At 44.1% G+C, this 18,142-nt stretch carries 17 protein-coding genes; 6 read left to right on the forward strand and 11 right to left on the reverse strand.

What is annotated here, in order from left to right; genetic code table 11:
* Nucleotide 1: 1 nt before the first annotated feature.
* From D6V41_RS15460 to sdhC, 5 genes are all read right to left on the reverse strand, one after another.
* A complete protein-coding gene (locus D6V41_RS15460) occupies nt 2–2,827 on the reverse strand; it encodes a 2-oxoglutarate dehydrogenase E1 component (RefSeq protein ID WP_136252446.1) in 2,826 nt (941 codons plus the stop codon).
* A gap of 218 nt (nt 2,828–3,045) precedes the next feature.
* Nucleotides 3,046–3,756, reverse strand: coding sequence for a succinate dehydrogenase iron-sulfur subunit (locus D6V41_RS15465; RefSeq protein WP_136252447.1), 711 nt, complete (start codon nt 3,754–3,756; stop codon nt 3,046–3,048).
* Nucleotides 3,757–3,769: 13 nt separating this feature from the next.
* Nucleotides 3,770–5,542, reverse strand: coding sequence for a succinate dehydrogenase flavoprotein subunit (sdhA, locus tag D6V41_RS15470; RefSeq protein ID WP_136252448.1), 1,773 nt, complete (start codon nt 5,540–5,542; stop codon nt 3,770–3,772).
* A gap of 1 nt (nt 5,543) precedes the next feature.
* Complete coding sequence (sdhD, locus tag D6V41_RS15475) at nt 5,544–5,891, reverse strand: succinate dehydrogenase, hydrophobic membrane anchor protein (RefSeq protein ID WP_136252449.1); 348 nt, start codon at nt 5,889–5,891, stop codon at nt 5,544–5,546.
* Nucleotides 5,885–6,259 carry a succinate dehydrogenase, cytochrome b556 subunit gene (gene sdhC / locus D6V41_RS15480; RefSeq protein WP_136252450.1) on the reverse strand — a complete coding sequence of 125 codons (375 nt, stop codon included), beginning with the start codon at nt 6,257–6,259 and terminating at the stop codon, nt 5,885–5,887. Before sdhC ends, sdhD begins: the two co-directional genes overlap by 7 nt.
* A gap of 428 nt (nt 6,260–6,687) precedes the next feature.
* Here sdhC and D6V41_RS15485 point away from each other — a divergent pair, with 428 nt between their 5' ends.
* Together D6V41_RS15485 and D6V41_RS15490 are read left to right on the forward strand one after the other, a co-directional pair.
* Complete coding sequence (locus D6V41_RS15485) at nt 6,688–7,968, forward strand: citrate synthase (protein ID WP_136252451.1); 1,281 nt, start codon at nt 6,688–6,690, stop codon at nt 7,966–7,968.
* Nucleotides 7,969–8,094: 126 nt separating this feature from the next.
* The gene (locus D6V41_RS15490) at nt 8,095–8,511 is read left to right on the forward strand and encodes a DUF3429 domain-containing protein (RefSeq protein ID WP_136252452.1); all 417 of its coding nucleotides are present in this window, start codon (nt 8,095–8,097) and stop codon (nt 8,509–8,511) included.
* 12 nt (nt 8,512–8,523) lie between these two features.
* On the opposite strand, the gene D6V41_RS15495 is transcribed toward D6V41_RS15490, so the two are convergent.
* The 3 genes from D6V41_RS15495 to D6V41_RS15505 all read right to left on the reverse strand — a co-directional run bounded on the left by D6V41_RS15495 (nt 8,524) and on the right by D6V41_RS15505 (nt 11,877).
* Nucleotides 8,524–9,972, reverse strand: coding sequence for a phosphohexomutase domain-containing protein (locus D6V41_RS15495; RefSeq protein WP_136252453.1), 1,449 nt, complete (start codon nt 9,970–9,972; stop codon nt 8,524–8,526).
* 103 nt (nt 9,973–10,075) lie between these two features.
* Entirely contained in the window at nt 10,076–10,897 is an 822-nt protein-coding gene (locus D6V41_RS15500) for a pirin family protein (protein ID WP_136252454.1), read from the reverse strand.
* A gap of 20 nt (nt 10,898–10,917) precedes the next feature.
* Nucleotides 10,918–11,877 carry a glutathione S-transferase family protein gene (locus D6V41_RS15505; protein WP_136252455.1) on the reverse strand — a complete coding sequence of 320 codons (960 nt, stop codon included), beginning with the start codon at nt 11,875–11,877 and terminating at the stop codon, nt 10,918–10,920.
* Between the two features lie 202 nt (nt 11,878–12,079).
* Here D6V41_RS15505 and tcdA point away from each other — a divergent pair, with 202 nt between their 5' ends.
* Nucleotides 12,080–12,862, forward strand: coding sequence for a tRNA cyclic N6-threonylcarbamoyladenosine(37) synthase TcdA (tcdA, locus tag D6V41_RS15510; RefSeq protein WP_136252456.1), 783 nt, complete (start codon nt 12,080–12,082; stop codon nt 12,860–12,862).
* Here tcdA and D6V41_RS15515 read toward each other — a convergent pair.
* A complete protein-coding gene (locus D6V41_RS15515) occupies nt 12,855–13,499 on the reverse strand; it encodes a DedA family protein (protein ID WP_136252457.1) in 645 nt (214 codons plus the stop codon). The genes tcdA and D6V41_RS15515 overlap by 8 nt on opposite strands.
* A gap of 150 nt (nt 13,500–13,649) precedes the next feature.
* On the opposite strand from D6V41_RS15515, the gene D6V41_RS15520 reads away from it, so the two are divergent.
* Together D6V41_RS15520 and D6V41_RS15525 are read left to right on the forward strand one after the other, a co-directional pair.
* Nucleotides 13,650–14,555 carry a LysR family transcriptional regulator gene (locus D6V41_RS15520; RefSeq protein ID WP_136252458.1) on the forward strand — a complete coding sequence of 302 codons (906 nt, stop codon included), beginning with the start codon at nt 13,650–13,652 and terminating at the stop codon, nt 14,553–14,555.
* A gap of 28 nt (nt 14,556–14,583) precedes the next feature.
* Nucleotides 14,584–14,991, forward strand: coding sequence for a hypothetical protein (locus tag D6V41_RS15525; RefSeq protein WP_136252459.1), 408 nt, complete (start codon nt 14,584–14,586; stop codon nt 14,989–14,991).
* Here the strand turns inward: D6V41_RS15525 and D6V41_RS15530 are convergent.
* Together D6V41_RS15530 and D6V41_RS15535 are read right to left on the reverse strand one after the other, a co-directional pair.
* On the reverse strand, nt 14,984–15,454 hold the full coding sequence (locus D6V41_RS15530) for a DUF2919 family protein (RefSeq protein ID WP_136252460.1): 471 nt from the start codon (nt 15,452–15,454) through the stop codon (nt 14,984–14,986). The two genes, D6V41_RS15525 and D6V41_RS15530, sit on opposite strands and share 8 nt — an antisense overlap.
* A gap of 63 nt (nt 15,455–15,517) precedes the next feature.
* Nucleotides 15,518–16,450 carry a class I SAM-dependent methyltransferase gene (locus D6V41_RS15535; protein WP_241664568.1) on the reverse strand — a complete coding sequence of 311 codons (933 nt, stop codon included), beginning with the start codon at nt 16,448–16,450 and terminating at the stop codon, nt 15,518–15,520.
* 210 nt (nt 16,451–16,660) lie between these two features.
* On the opposite strand from D6V41_RS15535, the gene rimO reads away from it, so the two are divergent.
* Nucleotides 16,661–18,091, forward strand: a complete 1,431-nt coding sequence (gene rimO / locus D6V41_RS15540) for a 30S ribosomal protein S12 methylthiotransferase RimO (protein ID WP_136252461.1) — start codon at nt 16,661–16,663, stop codon at nt 18,089–18,091.
* Nucleotides 18,092–18,142 lie beyond the last annotated feature (51 nt).

An 18,142-nucleotide genomic window follows, 5' to 3' on the forward strand; every position in this document is an offset into this window, starting at 1 on the left:
CTTATTTGATTGTGAGTGCGTCTTCAATCAACGCTTTTTGTTGCTGATTGTGAACAGATACATAGCCAACTGCTGGCGAGGCAGAAGCTTGACGACCTGCATAAGTTAATTTTGCGCCATCAGGAATTGATTGCCAAAAATGATGCTGGCTACAATACCAAGCGCCTTGGTTTTGTGGCTCTTCTTGACACCAAACCCAGTCTTGTACGTGTTTGTATTTTTCAACGACCTTCTTCATCTCTTCCTGAGGGAACGGATATAATTGTTCAATTCGAACAATGGCGATGTCGTCTTGTTCATTTTTGCGACGCTGTTCCAACAAATCATAATACACTTTGCCAGCGCACATCACGACGCGCTTTACTTTTTTCGCATCAATTTCGTCAATTTCATCTATCACATTATGAAAAACACCTGACGCCAATTCGTCCAGACTGCTAACCGCAAGTGGGTGGCGAAGCAAAGACTTCGGTGACATGACGATAAGCGGCCTGCGCATTGGGCGAACCGATTGACGACGTAACATATTATAAACTTGTGCGGGTGTTGACGGTACGCACACCTGCCAGTTGTGATCTGCACACATTTGTAAAAATCTTTCCAAACGTGCTGAGCTATGCTCAGGCCCTTGGCCTTCGTAACCATGTGGCAATAATACCGTTAATCCGCATAAGCGTCCCCACTTTGCCTCACCTGAGGATAGGAACTGGTCGAAAACAACCTGAGCGCCGTTGGCAAAATCACCGAACTGTGCTTCCCATATGGTTAAGGTAGAAGGCTCAGCGGTTGCGTAACCATATTCGAAGGCCATAACCGCCTCTTCTGATAATACCGAGTCATAAATTTCGATTCGACCCTGATCATCGCTTAAGTGTTGCAAAGGCATATACTCAGACGCATCGTCTTGTCCATGCAACACGGCGTGACGATGGAAAAAGGTACCGCGGCCGCTATCTTGACCAGTTATACGAATATTGGTTTTTTCGCTTAGTATTGTTGCATAAGCGAGATTTTCTGCCATCCCCCAATCAAGTAAACGTTCACCTTCTATCATCGCAACGCGATCTTTATATAGTTTATTGACTCGAGACTGAAGTCTGTGACTGTCTGGAATATGCGTTATCGCTTTACCTAACTCAACGAGTTTATCTTTAGCTAAACTTGCGTCATATTCTACATCCCAATCGTGGCCAAGATATGGTGTCCAATCAACTGAATGTTCAGTCATCGGACGCCATTCTTCAACTACACATGCGCCGTGATCCAGAGCTGCCCGGTATTCAGCAACCAGTTTCTCAACTTCATGTTCATCTATAGTGCCTTCAGCAATAAGTTGCTCTGCATAAATTGCACGCGGGACGGGATGCTTTTTGATTTTTTGATACATCAAAGGCTGTGTTGCGTTAGGCTCATCAGCCTCGTTGTGACCATGGCGGCGATAACACACTAAGTCAATCACCACGTCTTTTTTAAATTTGTTACGATAGTCAAGCGCCAATTTTGTAACAAACATAACCGCTTCCGGGTCATCAGCATTCACGTGGAAAATTGGTGCCTGAACCATTTTGGCAATATCAGTACAATACTGTGTGGAGCGCGTATCTTCGGTTTTTGAGGTTGTAAAACCGACTTGGTTGTTTACCACAATGCGAACTGTACCGCCAACCGAGAAACCACGGGTTTGCGACATATTAAAGGTTTCTTGCACCACACCCTGACCAGCAATTGCAGAGTCGCCGTGAATAGTAATGGGAAGGACTGCTGAGCCATCTTTGCAGTTACGACGCATTAATCGAGCGCGAACAGACCCCATTACAACGGGATTGACGATCTCAAGGTGCGAAGGATTAAACGCCAGTGCTAAGTGCACATTACCGCCTGGCGTAGCAAAATCAGATGAATAACCAGCGTGATATTTAACGTCACCTGCACCAAGTGATTCGTCGTGTTTGCCAGCAAATTCGTCAAACAATACAGAAGGGTTTTTACCTAGTACGTTTACCAACACGTTCAAGCGACCACGGTGAGCCATGCCCATTACGACTTCTTTTGCACCAGCAGCGCCTGCTTCAGTAATTAAGCCTTTTAACATGGGGATGAGCGCATCACCGCCTTCTAGAGAGAATCGTTTTGCGCCAGTAAACTTGGAGCCTAAATATTTTTCCATGCCGTCTGCGGCAATTAATCCTTTGAGGATCTTAATTTTTTCATCGCGTTCAATACGCGGTTTTGCTTCAACTGACTCATAGCGTTGCTGGATCCAGCGCTTTTGTTCAGTATCGGTAATATGCATATACTCGGCGCCAATCGAACCACAATAGGTGCGATTGAGAGATTTAAACAAATCACCCAGTTTCATTTTCTCAGCATCAACTGCATAAGAGCCCAAATTAAACATGGTGTCAAAATCGGCTTCACTCAGATTATGATGAGAAAGTTCTAAATCACGGACACGAGGTTGTTGCCAAAGCCCTAGCGGATCAAGATTGGCATGCTGATGACCACGGAAGCGAAACGCATTAATTAATTGTAATACCTTAACTTGTCGTTCGTCGCTTGGGGCTTCAGTTTGTACTGCTGAGGATGAACCTACCCTGGCAGCAGGCCCGAGTGCGGCCATTTTCCTGAATTCATCTCGAATTGAAGAGTGATTGGATTCAACCGATACTCCCTCTACTTTTGGAAGTTCATCAAATATACTTTTCCACGTCTCAGGGACGCTTTGAGGATTTTCGAGGTATGCCTCGTAGAGTTCTTCTACATAAGCAGCGTTGCCACCTGCCATATGAGAGGAATCCCACCATGCTTGCATCACGCTATTTTGCATTATTACGCCTTGACTTGTGTTGATAACCGTATTGTATTCTAAGTAAATTTCTTTTTAAATCGCCTAACACTATAGTGGTAAGGAAATTTGCAAAAAATTGCATTTATTTTCCAAAATTTTGTATTTCATTTGGATAAAGCTTAAAAAAACAAAAAAATAGCCACCTATTGCTAGGTGGCTATTGTATATCGTCAGAATGTACTTACAACTTCAATCAATTATACCGCTCGCTGTAACAACATCGATTTTATATGGCCGATTGCCTTGGTAGGGTTAAGCCCTTTTGGACATACGCTCACACAATTCATTATCCCGTGACATCTAAATACGCTGAATGCATCGTCTAAATCATTCAATCGTTCTTCAGTGGCTGTGTCGCGACTGTCGATCAGGAATCGATATGCGTGGAGCAAGCCAGCCGGACCAATGAACTTGTCAGGGTTCCACCAGAATGACGGACAAGATGTCGAACAACATGCGCAAAGTATACATTCATACAAGCCGTCCAGCTTTGCTCGCTCTTCAGGACTCTGAAGATGTTCGCGCGCTGGCGGTTGCTTGCTGTCGTTTATCAGGAAGGGTTTAATCTTCTCATACTGCGTGTAGAACTGCGTCATATCTACAACCAGGTCGCGCACTACTGGAAGTCCAGGCAGAGGACGTATGGTAATTTTTCCTTTGCCCAAGGCCGAAAGCGGAGTAATACACGCTAGTCCATTTTTGCCATTCATATTCATGCCGTCAGAGCCACACACCCCTTCACGGCAAGAGCGTCGAAACGACAAAGACGGATCTTTTTCCTTGAGCGCAATCAATGCGTCAAGCACCATCATATCCTGGCCTTCTTCAACCTCGAGCTTGTAATCTTCCATGCGAGGCGCATCGTCCACTTCTGGGTTGTAACGATAAATCGAAAAAGTAAGTTGCATCGATAAGCTCCTATTAGTAAGAACGCACTTTCGGAGGGAAGGCTTCCCTCAACTTAGGTGCCATGTTTACATCACGTTTGCGCATCTCCTCCGACTCAGGAAGGTAGATAGAGTGACATAACCAGTTCTCATCATCACGTTCAGTGAAGTCAAAGCGGCTGTGTGCACCGCGACTTTCTGTTCTAAAGTTTGCGGCAACTGCTGTGCTATATGCAGTTTCCATCAAATTATCTAACTCTAAGCATTCAATACGCTGAGTGTTAAAGTCACTGCTCTTGTCATCAAGACGTGCGTGCTGTAAGCGCTCGCGAATTTCTCTAAGTTGCTTAAGGCCATCAGCCATTGCGTCACCTTCACGGAACACAGAGAAATTAAGCTGCATACACTGCTGCATATCTTTCTTAATTTGTACCGGGTCTTCGCCTTTACCCTTTTCGGAAGATTCCCAACGATTAAATCGTGCCATCGCACCTTCTATGTCAGATTCAGAGGCATCTGATTTAACATCAATCTGATCGATGCTCTTACCAAGATGTAGACCTGTAGCGCGACCGAAAACAACCAAGTCAAGCAGAGAGTTACCTCCCAGGCGATTAGCACCGTGCACAGATACGCATGCAATTTCACCACATGCGAACAATCCGTCCATCGGACGTTCGTTGCCATCAGAATCTACTCTTATCACCTGGCCGTCAACATTGGTTGGAATTCCACCCATCATGTAGTGGCAAGTTGGAATAACAGGTATAGGTTCTTTCACTGGATCAACATGGGCGAATGTGCGAGATAATTCAAGAATACCTGGCAAACGGGATTCCAAAACGTCTTTGCCAAGGTGATCAAGTTTCAGTTTGATGTGCGTGCCCCATGGACCTTCACAACCCCGACCTTCGCGAATTTCAGTCATCATTGAGCGAGCAACGACATCACGACCTGCCAAATCTTTTGCGTTTGGCGCGTAACGCTCCATAAATCGCTCGCCGTCTTTGTTTAGCAGATAACCACCTTCACCACGACACCCTTCGGTAACGAGCGTTCCCGCACCGGCAATGCCGGTTGGGTGAAACTGCCACATTTCCATATCCTGCGCTGGCGCGCCAGCTCTTAAGGCCATGCCAATGCCGTCGCCGGTATTAATATGCGCGTTTGTGGTGGAGGCATATATACGACCTGCACCGCCAGTTGCAAGCACCACTGCACGTGACTTGAAATAAACCACTTCGCCAGTTTCGATGTCAATCGCGGTACAACCCACGACTTGGTCATGCTGATTTTTTACCAAATCGAGTGCATACCATTCGCTGAAGACTTTTGTTTTGTTTTTAACATTTTGCTGGTAAAGCAAATGCAATAAAGCGTGGCCCGTGCGATCAGCTGCTGCCGCTGTTCTTGCGGCTTGTTCACCACCAAAATTTTTAGACTGGCCACCAAATGGACGTTGATACACCTTTCCATTTTCAAAACGAGAAAAAGGCAGGCCCATATTTTCCATTTCGATAATCGCTTCAGGGCCAGTTTTGCACATATATTCGATGGCTTCCTGATCACCAATATAATCAGAGCCTTTTACTGTATCGTACATGTGCCATTCCCAGTTGTCTTCGTGGGAATTGCCTAAAGCAACTGTGATACCGCCTTGCGCAGACACCGTGTGCGAACGCGTAGGGAAAACTTTAGATAACAAGGCGCATGAGCGACCTGATTGCGAAATTTGCAAGGCCGCGCGCATGCCTGCGCCACCTGCACCAATAACGACTGCGTCAAATTCATGAACTGGTAAGGTCATCTTAAACACCCCATAAAACGAACAAACCGACCGCAACATAAGCAAAAGCAATCAGGTTTAGAATAAAATTAAGTACGGCGCGTAATCGCGTGGCTTTAACGTAGTCTGTCAAAACCTGCCACAATCCTACACGGGTGTGAAGCATTACCGCGACCAGTGCCGCAAGCGTGAATGCTTTCATGTATATAGAGGAAAAGACACCTTGCCAGATCTCAAAGGTCATAACGGGTGTGGAAACAAAAACGTACAGCATGTAAAGCGCAAAGGCGAAAATCACGGCTGCAGACGCGCGAAGCGTAACATAATCCTGAATTCCGTCACGTTTCATAGAGGCTTGATTAATTACCATAATGCAACTCCAATTACGATTGTTATAACGACCCATAACCCAATGGCGATATTCGCGCTCAAGTTACCAGAGTTGAGTTCTTCCCAATGTCCCATATCCATTACCAGGTGACGCAAACCACCAATAATGTGATATGAAAAAGCAGACAGTGTTCCAATAGCGATAATCTTGCCGATTACACCATTCATGACTTCCTGAACAAACGCAAAGTTTTCCGCAGAAGTAAGTGAGGTTGCCCATGCCCAAATTACGAATAAAAGAGCAAAGAACATTGCCACGCCAGTCACACGGTGCAAAATAGATGCGCGTGCAGACGGTGGGAATTTCATCGTAGAAAGGTCTAAATTTACTGGTCTTTGTTTTTTCACAATAAAACGCCTGTTGTTGTTTCCCGTATTGATACCATAGGTTGTAAGCCTGTGAATATGCAACTTTGGTTGTGTGTGTAAATGCGATTTAACGCCCGACTTTGTTAACCAATTGTGAATCAGATTTTATAAAGTTATTGCTAAATAACCCTTTAAATTCAGTGGGTTTGAAATATAGCAATCCGCTTGTCTAATAGCAATTAAATGTTGCGCCTTAGGACATTAGTCGTAAACAAATCTTTATACCCCTTTATCGACGTAAACTATTTAGAATATATATTGAGCAGATATGCATTTAAATTGACTTAAATCTTCATACGGTTAAGATTATCGCCACTTTTCGCACAGATATGAGCATTTTGTCGCATTTTGTGAACGATTTGCGCATTTTGTCCGTTTAAGCGGAACCCCAACTTAGGAGAGTATTCATGTCAGATAAAACAGCCACTTTAAAAGCCGGCGATGTTGAAGTCGAATTACCCATATTAGAAGGCACCGAAGGACATCCCGTCATTGACGTTCGTTCTTTAGGAAGCCACGGATATTTTACTTTTGACCCGGGCTTTATGGCGACTGGCTCATGCGAATCTTCAATTACTTTCATCGATGGCGCAAAAGGTGTTTTGCTACACCGCGGCTTCTCAATTGAAGACTTAGCTCGCGATTCAGACTATTTAGAAGTCTGTCACATGCTGCTTCACGGCGACAAGCCAAGTGAAGAGGAGTATGAAGAATTCAAGCACACGATTACCCGTCACACCATGGTTCACGAACAATTAAATATGTTCTTCCACGGGTTTAGAAATGACGCTCATCCCATGGCAATGTTATGCGGTACGGTGGGTGCTTTATCTTCTTTTTACCACAGTGATTTGGATGTATCCGACCCAGAGCAACGCAAGCGTTCGGCTCATCGTCTGATTGCCAAAATGCCGACACTTGTCGCTATGTGCTACAAGTATAATGTTGGACAACCTTTTGTGTATCCACGCAACGATTTAAGCTACGCAGCGAACTTCTTGAACATGATGTTCTCTGTGCCCGCCGAAGACTATAAGATCAGTCCCGCGGTTGAGCGTGCAATGGACAGAATATTTATTCTTCATGCTGACCATGAGCAAAACGCGTCTACTTCAACGGTTCGTTTGGCAGGTTCATCCGGTGCAAATCCATATGCCTGTATTGCTGCTGGCGTTGCTTCCCTGTGGGGGCCCGCGCACGGTGGCGCGAATGAGGCATGTTTGCAAATGCTTGAGGAGATTGGCACGGTCGATCGCATTCCTGAGTTTATTGAGCGCGCCAAAGATAAAAACGACCCCTTCCGCTTAATGGGCTTTGGTCACCGCGTTTACAAAAACTACGATCCTCGTGCAACAGTCATGCGAGAGAGTTGTCATGAAGTTCTCGAAGAGCTTAATGTCGATAATCCTCTTTTAGATGTCGCGATGGAACTTGAGCGGATCGCATTAAGCGACCCTTATTTTGCTGAGAAAAAGCTGTTCCCGAATGTGGATTTTTATTCAGGCATTGTGCTTAGCGCCATTGGTATTCCTACCAACATGTTTACCTGTATCTTTGCACTGGCAAGAACCGTTGGCTGGATTTCACACTGGCACGAAATGATGAGCCAGCCAGGACAGAAAATTGGCCGTCCTCGTCAATTATATACCGGACATAGCAAGCGCGATTATACGCCACTGAAGAAGTAATAAAGTAAAAACTATGATAAGCACATTCTTTGGAATGTGCTTTTTTTTGCCCTTACATTGGGGCAAACTCTCAGTCAGGCGGTCTCGTTCTATACAAACAGGTTTTAAACAATCATAAGGATAAACATGCACAGCGCTGCAAAAATATTGGGTTATCTCGGCTTACTTCCATTTATTGGTATTCCCGTACTCATTTTAACAGGGCAAATTCACTATTTTGAAGGCTATACCTACTTCACACAGTATTCCGCCATTATTCTATCTTTTTTTGGCGGTATCCATTGGCTGGATGCCTTGCAGAATCGACGAAAAGATCACCAGCTTTACATTGCAATGTTACCCAGTATTACTGGCTTTTTAGCGCTTATTTTTTTAGAGGGACACTGGCTGTTCAGCACCCTTTCCATTGCCTATATCGGTATTTTGATGTACGACAAATACGTACTGGCGCTAGAGAAAGATATCTTAATCGACTACACATTTATGCGAGTCGTACTAACGACCATTGTAGTGATTTGTCATTTATTGATGGCCTCAATTTAAAGAGGCCTGTTTTTAAGACTCAATAAGCGATTCCAATAAGGCGGTTTTTTCACGCATCAGCGCAATGTCGCCCTTAGATTCTACATTTAAGCGGATAACCGGTTCGGTATTGGACTTTCGCAAATTGAAGCGCCAATTTCCAAACTCCATTCCAATTCCGTCAGTTTTATCAATAAACAGTGCATCGGCCTCAAAATGTTGAATGATCGATTTAATGGTGCTCCCTGCATTCTCAACGCGATAGTTGATTTCGCCAGAAGACGGAAATGCTGCAATCCGCTCCTCTACCAGCGAAGATAAGGTCTTGCCACTTGTGGATAAAAGTTCGGCGACTAAAAGCCATGGGATCATTCCGGAATCGCAATAGGCAAAGTCACGGAAATAATGATGTGCGCTCATTTCGCCGCCATAAATTGCGTCTTCTTTGCGCATCCGCTCTTTGATAAACGCATGCCCGGTTTTTGATTTAACCGGTTTTCCACCCGCGTTTTTTACAATATCTTCGGTATTCCAGTAAACTCGAGGGTCATAGATTATCTTCGCGCCTTTTTCTTTGCTTAAAAACGCTTGCGCCAAAAGGCCAACAATATAGTAGCCTTCGATAAACTCGCCTCTTTCGTCAAACAAAAAGCAGCGGTCAAAGTCACCATCCCAGGCGATACCCATATCGGCTTTGTGCGCTTTTACGGCCTCGGCTGTGTCTGCACGATTATCTACAAGCAGTGGGTTGGGAATGCCGTTAGGAAAGTCACCATCGGGTAAATGGTGCACTTTTATAAACTCAATTTTTACACCTTGATGAGCAAATAATAGCTCTAAAGCATCAATAATATGCCCTGCGGCGCCATTGCCTGCATTTACGACAAGTTTTAAAGGTCTGAGTTTACTGGTATCGATATATTCGCAAAGGTGCAAGATGTAATCGTTCACGCAACTTACACGCTCGTAGGCTTTTGTATTTAATAAGCTTAAATCTTTAACGCTTGCTTCACCTTTTAAGAAAGCCTTATCATCCACAATCGTTCCATAATGGGCTAAACGCGCTTGCACAAGTTCATCATCAAAATCTTGTGCAATATCTCGAATGGCGTTGAGTCCGCTGTCTCCACTGATGGGCACTGAACCGGCTTTTACCAGCTTCATTCCGTTATAGTTAATTGGGTTGTGACTGGCGGTCACTTCAATTCCACCGTCAACACCAAGATGCTTCGTAGCAAAATAAATTTCTTCCGTACCCGCCATTCCCAAGTCGAAAACTTTCGCTCCACCATCAATTAAGCCCGCGCTAAGTGCGAGCTTTAATGGGCGGGCGGTATGGCGTACATCGGAACCCACAACGACTGATTTAGCCTTAAGATAAGATGCGAAGGCACGCCCAATTCGGTAGGCGATGTTTTCATCTAATTGCGTTAATAATTCCCCACGAATATCGTAAGCTTTAAAGCAAGTAATTGTTCTCATTGAAATCCTTTTAAAGGGCGCTTCTTAAAGAAGAACGGTCTTGTAAGCAGCGCCATAAATCATACTCGATATAGTATGTAATCCCTCAGGAACAATCAACGACTTAGGCGAGTACGCCACTTTGATAATCTTTTAAGGCCTGGTGAATTTCAGCTTCGCTATTCATCACGAAAGGACCGTATTGCACAATGGGTTCATTGATAGGCATAGCGCTGACAAAAATAGCTTTTGAGTCTTGTTCGGCCCGCAGATGCATCAGCTCACTAAACGCGAGTACGCCAAGTTGGCCTTTATGAAGTGAATCTTGTTCAAGCATCAATTCTCCTTCATACACATACAAAAAACCATTGTGTTCACTAAGCGTATCAATCTCCAGACTTGCACCAGCTGATAGGTGCAAATCCAGAAATTGCGGCTGAACGGCTTGTGTCTTCACTGGCCCCGTCACTTCTTTAAACTGACCTGCCAAAATGCGCACTTTGCCACCATCAAACTCGTGCTCAGGAATTAGCGCACTGGGAATATCCTGATACCCTGGCGCAGACATTTTTTCGCTGGCTGGCAAATTCACCCAAAGCTGAAAACCTCGCATTCGTCCTTCTGTTTGCTGAGGCATCTCCTCGTGAATAATTCCTTTGCCTGCGTTCATCCACTGCAGGCCACCATCTTCAATCACGCCACTATTACCTACTGAATCTTTATGGCCCATCTTGCCTTCTAGCATATAGGTGACCGTTTGAAAGCCACGATGTGGATGTTGCGGAAAGCCTGCAATATAATCCTGCGCCTCATCCGATCCAAATTCATCTAACATTAGAAACGGATCCAGGCGCTTTAAACTCGCCTGACCAATAATGCGCTTAAGTTTGACGCCAGCGCCGTCTGATGCGGCCATACCAACGACTTTTTGAGTGATACGTGTCATGTCATTCTCCTAGGGCACGCCTAAAATCGGTCTCGGTCGTGCGCACTTAAAAGGTCCTGAATTGGGCCCTTTGGCACAACCTGAGTGGGGTTTATCATGTTATGGCTGTAATAGTAATGCTGCTTGATATGATCAAAATTGGTGGTATCAGCCACGCCTGCTATTTGATACAACTCTTTAGTGTAATTGTACAAATTTGGGTAATCTGCAATGCGTTTTAAATTACATTTAAAATGCCCAACGTATACCGGATCAAAACGAATAAGCGTTGTAAATAAACGCCAGTCTGCCTCAGTTAATTGCTTGCCCGTCAGGTAACGCTGCTTTGACAATATGCCTTCTACCTTATCAAGCGCTTCAAACAAACTGCTTACAGCTTCTTCGTAAGCGCGTTGCTTAGTCGCAAAGCCTGCTTTATAAACGCCATTGTTAATATTGTCGTAAACAAAGCTATTGATAAGTTCAATTTGTTCACGATGTGACGCCGGATAATAGTCGCTTGTATTACCCGTAATATCGTTAAAAGCAGTATTTAGCATACGAATAATCTCTGCCGACTCATTATTCACAATTTGATTGCTTTGTTTGTCAAATAAGATGGGAACCGTCACTCTTGTTGTGATATCCGCTTTCACCTTGGTATAGACTTGGTGTAGATATTTAAAGCCAAATAAATGGTCTTCGGTTGCGCCTTCGTAATCAGCGAACTCCCATCCGTTTTCAAGCATATTCGGACTGACAACACTGACTGAAATATGCGACTCCAATTCTTTCAGTTTTCTGAATATTAAGGCTCTATGTGCCCACGGACAGGCGAGTGATACATACAAATGATAGCGACCAGATTCTGCCGGAAACTTTGCATCTGCGCTCGCTTCTATTTTGTCCCGAAATTTAGAGGCTTGACGAACAAATTTGCCATCATTGCTTTCTGTATCGTACCATTGGTCTTTCCACTGGCCGTCTACTAATAATCCCATAACTGGTCTCCTATTTTGTTGATAGCGCCATTAAAACATTAATTTAAACGAATAAATATTGGTATAAATTGCACAATTCTTTCTAATTTTTAGAACTTTTGTACACATAAATCTCTACACCTTATAAAAGGATTGTGCTATTTCCATCGCTCACCGATAAACGAAAAAAAGCGATAAACGATAAAAGGAAATCATCTACTGTATGTCTTACGAACAAAGATTCTCTGGATTGCTACGCCTTTATGGCAAAGATGGCCTACAAACACTTAAAAGTGCTCACGTTGCAATTGCAGGAATTGGTGGTGTCGGTGTGTGGGCGGCAGAAGCATTAGCACGCTCGGGTATTAATCGGATTGAATTAATCGACCTTGATGATATTGCAGAATCTAATATAAACCGGCAGCTTCACGCACTCGATAGCACACTTGCGCAGAGTAAAGTTGAGGTAATGAAAGCGCGAATTCTGGATATAAACCCGGATTGCGAAGTACACGCTATTGAAGATTTTGTGACAAAAGACAATCTGAGCCTCCTTTTTGAGGGCGCGCCTGATGTTATTATTGATGCCATCGACAGTGTTAGCGCAAAAGCAGCCATGATTGCCTATGCGAAAAGAAATAAAATTAAAATTATCACCGTTGGTGGGGCTGGCGGACAAATTGATCCTTTGCAAATTACCGTTGGCGATCTGGCTAAAACCACTCAAGACCCGCTTTTAGCGAAAGTGCGAAGCGAATTAAGACGAAACTATCATTTTTCAAATAATCCCAAACGACGATTTTCTGTTGAAGCGATTTACTCCACTGAACAACTTAGATACCCGGATAGTGAGGGTGGCGTCTCGTTTGCTAAAAATGCCGCTCAAGGTGCTGGAAAAATGGATTGCAGCACAGGATTTGGCGCTTTTGTTGGAGTGACTGCCACGTTTGGAATGCTCGCAGCAACGCGTGCAATCGATGCGATTCTTCGACGCGCATCTATCTAACGGTAGCACTGTCTTTTTTATGTTGGCGAACATCATAAGCAAGTGCGATAAAAAGCCAGATCGCAATTAAAGTGAATAGCAATACTGTATTTTCAGCCATGGCCATGACTTGCTCACTTAGCACGGCGGTACCTGCGATAAGAAGCAAATAATAGGGCAAATTGAGCAAGCCCGCTAACCAGACGACTTTGAAAGACTTGTTATTTGCACCTTGAGAAAACATGAAAAATGCTAAGGAATTAATATGGATCATGGCAAGCAACAGATGTTTAAGCTTGGTTTCTGATTCTTTATCATCTTTATCTTTTGTGCTTTTACCAAGAAAGTAATTGATGACAGAGCCAAGGGTCGCGGCAGCAACCATTGCCAGGGTTAAATAAACCACATCCATTGCGCTGGGTTTGGCCCCGACAACAAGCAATACAGCAAAAAATTGTCCCGGAAAATAAAAACCAACGTAAATAATCGACTCTAACAGTATGATCAGGAAAATAACCATGTAAAAGCCTTCATCAAGCGCCCCTTGCAAAGATTCAAGAATTTGCATACCAGGCGGAATGACTTGATAGTAAACCAAAGCATTGATTAAGCTTAATGCGATAAGTGCAGATAGCGGTAAAAAGGAAGCGTATTTCATAAAGTTATTTGTAGATTAAGTGCTAACAAAGGATACACCAAAGCACCAAGAAAAGATTATATTAAAAAATTACGAATTATTAACCTAGGTTCGCGGTCTACTATTTTACTCGCTTGTTTTTTTGACAGGCTTGAGTTGGAGGAATTTCTTTTGTACAGACCCAAAACAACGCTTGAGCAGTGGCGCATTTTACAGGCGGTAGTTGATTTTGGTGGCTATGCTCAGGCTGCAGATGCGTTAAATAAGTCTCAGTCTTCGCTTAATCACGCGGTATCAAAATTACAAAATATGCTCGGCGTTCAGTTGCTTGAAGTTATTGGTCGAAAAGCAGTATTGACAGAAGCAGGTGAAGTCATGCTGAGGCGTTCACGAGACTTAACGCAAAACGTGGAGTCTTTAGAGCTGCTCGCAACAAACATTCGCCAGGATTGGGAACCAGAAATAATTTTAGCTGTTGACCTGGCCTACCCTCGTGAAGCTCTTTTTCCGGTATTGAAGGCATTTTTGCCTGAATGCAGGGGTAGCCGCTTAAAGATTAAAGATACCGTTCTTACTGGCACAGACGATGCCATCATTAAACATCAGGCAGATTTAGCCATTCATATGTCGATACCGAGGGGCTTCTTGGGTGAACCCTTATGCCACGTAGAATTTGTGTTGGTCGCCCATCCGCAGCATGAACTGGCTCAAATGCCGAACAACATCGATCCAGGAACACTCGCTCAACACCTCCAAATCGTTATTGCAGATACCTCTGACAAGCCAGAGGAAAAGCAAGGCTGGCTTAAATCCGAAAATCGTTGGACGGTTTCCCAGTTTGATACCGCCATCGACTTGATGTTGAACAACATCGGTTTTTGCTGGCTTCCTTTGCATAAAGTATCACCATTACTTGAGGAAGGTCGCCTAACGCTTTTAACGGTTAAAGGCAGTCAGTATAAACAAATGACAGCTTATTTAATCTGTCCAACACCAGATGATAAAGGGCCCGGCACTGCAATGCTGGAAAATCTTATTTTACAACATCGTCAAATTGATTTACCGTCAAACTTTTAAGCCTTACAAAAAGAAACGATTAGACGCCATGACACAAATTGAGCTCGACACCCTTATGAAAGAAACCGCCAGGGATGCGGTACAGGCAGCAAAAGAAGAATTTAATATTGAACTGGATTTCAGCGCAGATAGCATTGCAAATGTCGATTCAACCATAATGGGCTTTGTGAAAAATTTTCCAAGTCAGTCACTTGAAGATAAAGCAGTCTTTACCATATGTAATATGTACGGTGCTTACCTTGGTGAAGTATTTCGTTCACTAGCGGGTGGAACATGGCATTACGATACGAGCACACCTGAAGCGCCCACCATACTATTGGTGGTCGACGATAAGTCTTATGCCTTTGCTGGGATATGTTATGAAAAGCTTGTCAAAAACCCAGACGTCAGTGTAAGCAGCTATTTTTCGCAAGCATTGGGAAATCACACTAATTAGGGGCTTGCCAGTCTCGCGGTAAATCGCGCATATGACGGCTCTTAGTAAGATATAAAAGCCCGCTAATTGCAAGTATCAGCGATACGCCGTGCGTAGCCGAAAATGTAAAACCGATACGGGCCAAAATGCTTAGCTGCACTGCTATGTCGCCTAACAGGGCGATCGCAAACAAGGCTGGAATAAAGCGAAACAAAGCATGTTTTTCTTTTGACCACAAACTATTACGTCTAGCCAAGAGAATGAATATCAGTACTGCAGGTATCATCGGTACTAAGGACAGGTAAAAATCCCATTTGTTTGGATAAAACAAGGCCATCATTCGACTACTGTCTTCTCGAAACGACAAAGAAACAATCAACAATACGAGTCCACGACACAAAAACAGCAGAAAACAATACAATAAGAGGGGCGGCTTTAAGCGCCCCGCTTCATCGTAGTGATGTAAAGGAAATTTCAAAGGCATGCTTTATCTACTGCTACGCATTTACGGATATCAGGGCCAAGTTAAACTATCCTGAAGGCAGATTTAATGAGAATGTACACTCACCTCTGCGCCCTGCTTTTTAAATAAGAGTGTCATCCGATCGCTTTCACCTATTGCTTCCATAGCTTTGCGCTTTTGAGGATCATCTTGAGCGCCATTCAAACTCGGTGGCAAACGCCAAACCATGTCATCTTTTGTTGGTTTGTCTTTTTCATTCGCATTAATTTCGCTCGATGCGACTAACTCAAAACCGGCCTTTTCAAATGCCTTGATCACGTCATCCTGTTTTAAATAGCCTGCAGAACCATCGGCCCAGGTATCATCAGCATCAGCAGGTGCACGATGTTGAACAACGCCAACCAAACCATCTTCTTTCAAAAGTGAATTTGCCAGATTTAAGGCTTCGCTCAGGGTGCCTGCCTGTTCCTCAAATCGCGCTAGATTATGCAGGGCACGTATAAACAAAACTCTATCCAGGCTTCCATGCAAGTCGTCAGGCGCAGTTGCAAAGGTGAAGCCCCCTGCTGTGATCCCTGTATCGCTTAGCTCAGCTACCAGAGTCGGAAAAGCTGCTGTACGAGCCGACATTTGCTCAATGCGCTCAGGAGTGAAAAATCCGAAAAGTGGCCACATGCTGTCATTATAATTAATTCCGTAAAGCGCGCCTTCTTTCCCTAAATAGTTGGCTAGGATCTCAGAGTACCAGCCACCACCGGGCAAGGCTTCGGCGACGCGCATTCCAGGCTCTACCTGAAAAAACGACAGGGTTTGAACCGGCCTGCGCTGAGTATCTCTGGCGCGTTTCTCTGCGCTTCTGTCAAGAACGACGCCTGCTAATGCTTGATTACCATCGTGTGCAAAAGCGTTTGTGCTCAACGACGCATGTAATCCTGCAGCTAATGCGATGGATGCAAACACAGCGCTCAAAACTGACTTTGTAAAAATCGAATGCTTGTTTTTGTTTTTTATCAACATGGCTTGTCCTGAATATTGTCGTATCTGATGACCGTATGTTTTTATTATGGCGCTTGGCAAGAATTAAACAAGTGAAAGAATTAGAGCCTTGAATACAAGTACGATATAATCTCGTTTGTTTTTGCCACGTGAAAGAACAAGGCAGTAACAAATGGAAGAGCGCGTGAAGTAAATTGATCACGCAAAATTTTAAAACGACAGAGTCTGTAAATGAGCGTAGAGCAATACAACCCCAAACAGAATGCGATGCTTAAAACATCCACTACCTTGGAAACACCGGTTAAGCAATTAAACGAACAGAAAATAATGAATCAGGGTAGCGGTGCAAAGATTGGCTTTGTTTCGCTTGGCTGTCCGAAAAACCTGGTAGATTCTGAACGTATTTTGACGCAGCTTCGAACAGAGGGATACGATGTCGTTTCAACATATAAAGATGCTGAACTGGTTATTGTCAATACGTGTGGATTTATTGACTCTGCGGTGCAAGAATCGCTGGATACTATCGGCGAAGCTTTAGCTGAAAATGGCAAAGTCATTGTTACCGGTTGCCTGGGCGTGAAAGAAGATGAGATTAGAGAAGTGCATCCTAATGTTCTGTCAATCACGGGGCCGCATGCATACGAGGCTGTAGTAGAGCAAGTTCACGATCATTTACCCAAACCGAGTCACAACCCATTTATTGATTTAGTGCCGGATCATGGCGTTAAGCTGACTCCTAAACACTTTGCTTATTTAAAAATTTCGGAGGGTTGTAACCACCGCTGCACCTTTTGCATCATTCCTTCCATGCGTGGAGATTTAGTAAGCCGTCCTGTAGGCGAAGTCTTAAGTGAAGCGAAACGTTTAAAGGCAGCCGGTGTAAACGAGCTTTTAGTTATTTCACAAGACACCAGTGCCTACGGTGTCGATGTTAAGTATAAAACAGATTTTTGGGACGGCATGCCCCTTAAAACGCATATGCAGCAACTTTGCGAAAAACTCGGAAGTATGGATATATGGGTACGCCTGCATTATGTTTATCCTTATCCGCATGTTGACGATTTAATTCCTTTAATGGCTGAAGGAAAAATACTGCCTTATTTGGATATTCCCTTTCAACACGCCAACAAACGTATTCTGCGGCTTATGAAGCGTCCGGGAAGCGCAGAAAGAACGGTTGAACGCATTCGTAGGTGGCGTGAGATGTGTCCAGACTTAGTCATTCGCTCAACTTTCATTGTAGGCTTTCCCGGTGAAACGGAAGAAGAATTTGAAGAGCTTCTTGACTTTTTAAAAGAAGCGCAACTTGACCGAGTCGGTTGCTTTAAATATTCGCCCGTAGAAGGCGCTCGCGCGAATGACTTACCCGATCCCGTTCCGGAAGATATCAAGGAATCGCGCTTACAACGGTTCATGAAAGTACAATCAAAAATCAGCTACTCACGCCTGCAGGCGAAAATTGGCAATGAATACAATGTGGTCATCGACAGCGTTGACAGCGAAGGAGCGATTGCCCGAAGCTTTGGGGAAGCGCCTGAAATTGACGGCGTCATCCATTTAAACGGTGTGCACGATGTTGAAATCGGTCAGAGACTTTGGGTTGAAATCATCCATACGGATGAACACGACATGTGGGCAGTACCAAGCGAAGAGCAAGATTAAGATTAGGATTCAGCTTCGCGGTATTGCTAAAAAACCAAGTGAGCACATATG

Source organism: Ningiella ruwaisensis (assembly GCF_004798935.1).
In the GTDB taxonomy this organism is placed as follows: domain Bacteria; phylum Pseudomonadota; class Gammaproteobacteria; order Enterobacterales; family Alteromonadaceae; genus Glaciecola; species Glaciecola ruwaisensis.

Excerpts from the sequence above, each read along its gene's own strand:
- D6V41_RS15460 (WP_136252446.1), bottom strand. The coding sequence starts at position 2,827 with ATGCAAAATAGCGTGATGCAAGCATGGTGGGATTCCTCTCATATGGCA.
- D6V41_RS15465 (WP_136252447.1), bottom strand. The coding sequence starts at position 3,756 with ATGCAACTTACTTTTTCGATTTATCGTTACAACCCAGAAGTGGACGAT.
- sdhA (WP_136252448.1), bottom strand. The coding sequence starts at position 5,542 with ATGACCTTACCAGTTCATGAATTTGACGCAGTCGTTATTGGTGCAGGT.
- sdhD (WP_136252449.1), bottom strand. The coding sequence starts at position 5,891 with ATGGTAATTAATCAAGCCTCTATGAAACGTGACGGAATTCAGGATTAT.
- D6V41_RS15485 (WP_136252451.1), top strand. The coding sequence starts at position 6,688 with ATGTCAGATAAAACAGCCACTTTAAAAGCCGGCGATGTTGAAGTCGAA.
- D6V41_RS15490 (WP_136252452.1), top strand. The coding sequence starts at position 8,095 with ATGCACAGCGCTGCAAAAATATTGGGTTATCTCGGCTTACTTCCATTT.
- D6V41_RS15495 (WP_136252453.1), bottom strand. The coding sequence starts at position 9,972 with ATGAGAACAATTACTTGCTTTAAAGCTTACGATATTCGTGGGGAATTA.
- D6V41_RS15500 (WP_136252454.1), bottom strand. The coding sequence starts at position 10,897 with ATGACACGTATCACTCAAAAAGTCGTTGGTATGGCCGCATCAGACGGC.
- D6V41_RS15505 (WP_136252455.1), bottom strand. The coding sequence starts at position 11,877 with ATGGGATTATTAGTAGACGGCCAGTGGAAAGACCAATGGTACGATACA.
- tcdA (WP_136252456.1), top strand. The coding sequence starts at position 12,080 with ATGTCTTACGAACAAAGATTCTCTGGATTGCTACGCCTTTATGGCAAA.
- D6V41_RS15515 (WP_136252457.1), bottom strand. The coding sequence starts at position 13,499 with ATGAAATACGCTTCCTTTTTACCGCTATCTGCACTTATCGCATTAAGC.
- D6V41_RS15525 (WP_136252459.1), top strand. The coding sequence starts at position 14,584 with ATGACACAAATTGAGCTCGACACCCTTATGAAAGAAACCGCCAGGGAT.
- D6V41_RS15530 (WP_136252460.1), bottom strand. The coding sequence starts at position 15,454 with ATGCCTTTGAAATTTCCTTTACATCACTACGATGAAGCGGGGCGCTTA.
- D6V41_RS15535 (WP_241664568.1), bottom strand. The coding sequence starts at position 16,450 with ATGTTGATAAAAAACAAAAACAAGCATTCGATTTTTACAAAGTCAGTT.
- rimO (WP_136252461.1), top strand. The coding sequence starts at position 16,661 with ATGAGCGTAGAGCAATACAACCCCAAACAGAATGCGATGCTTAAAACA.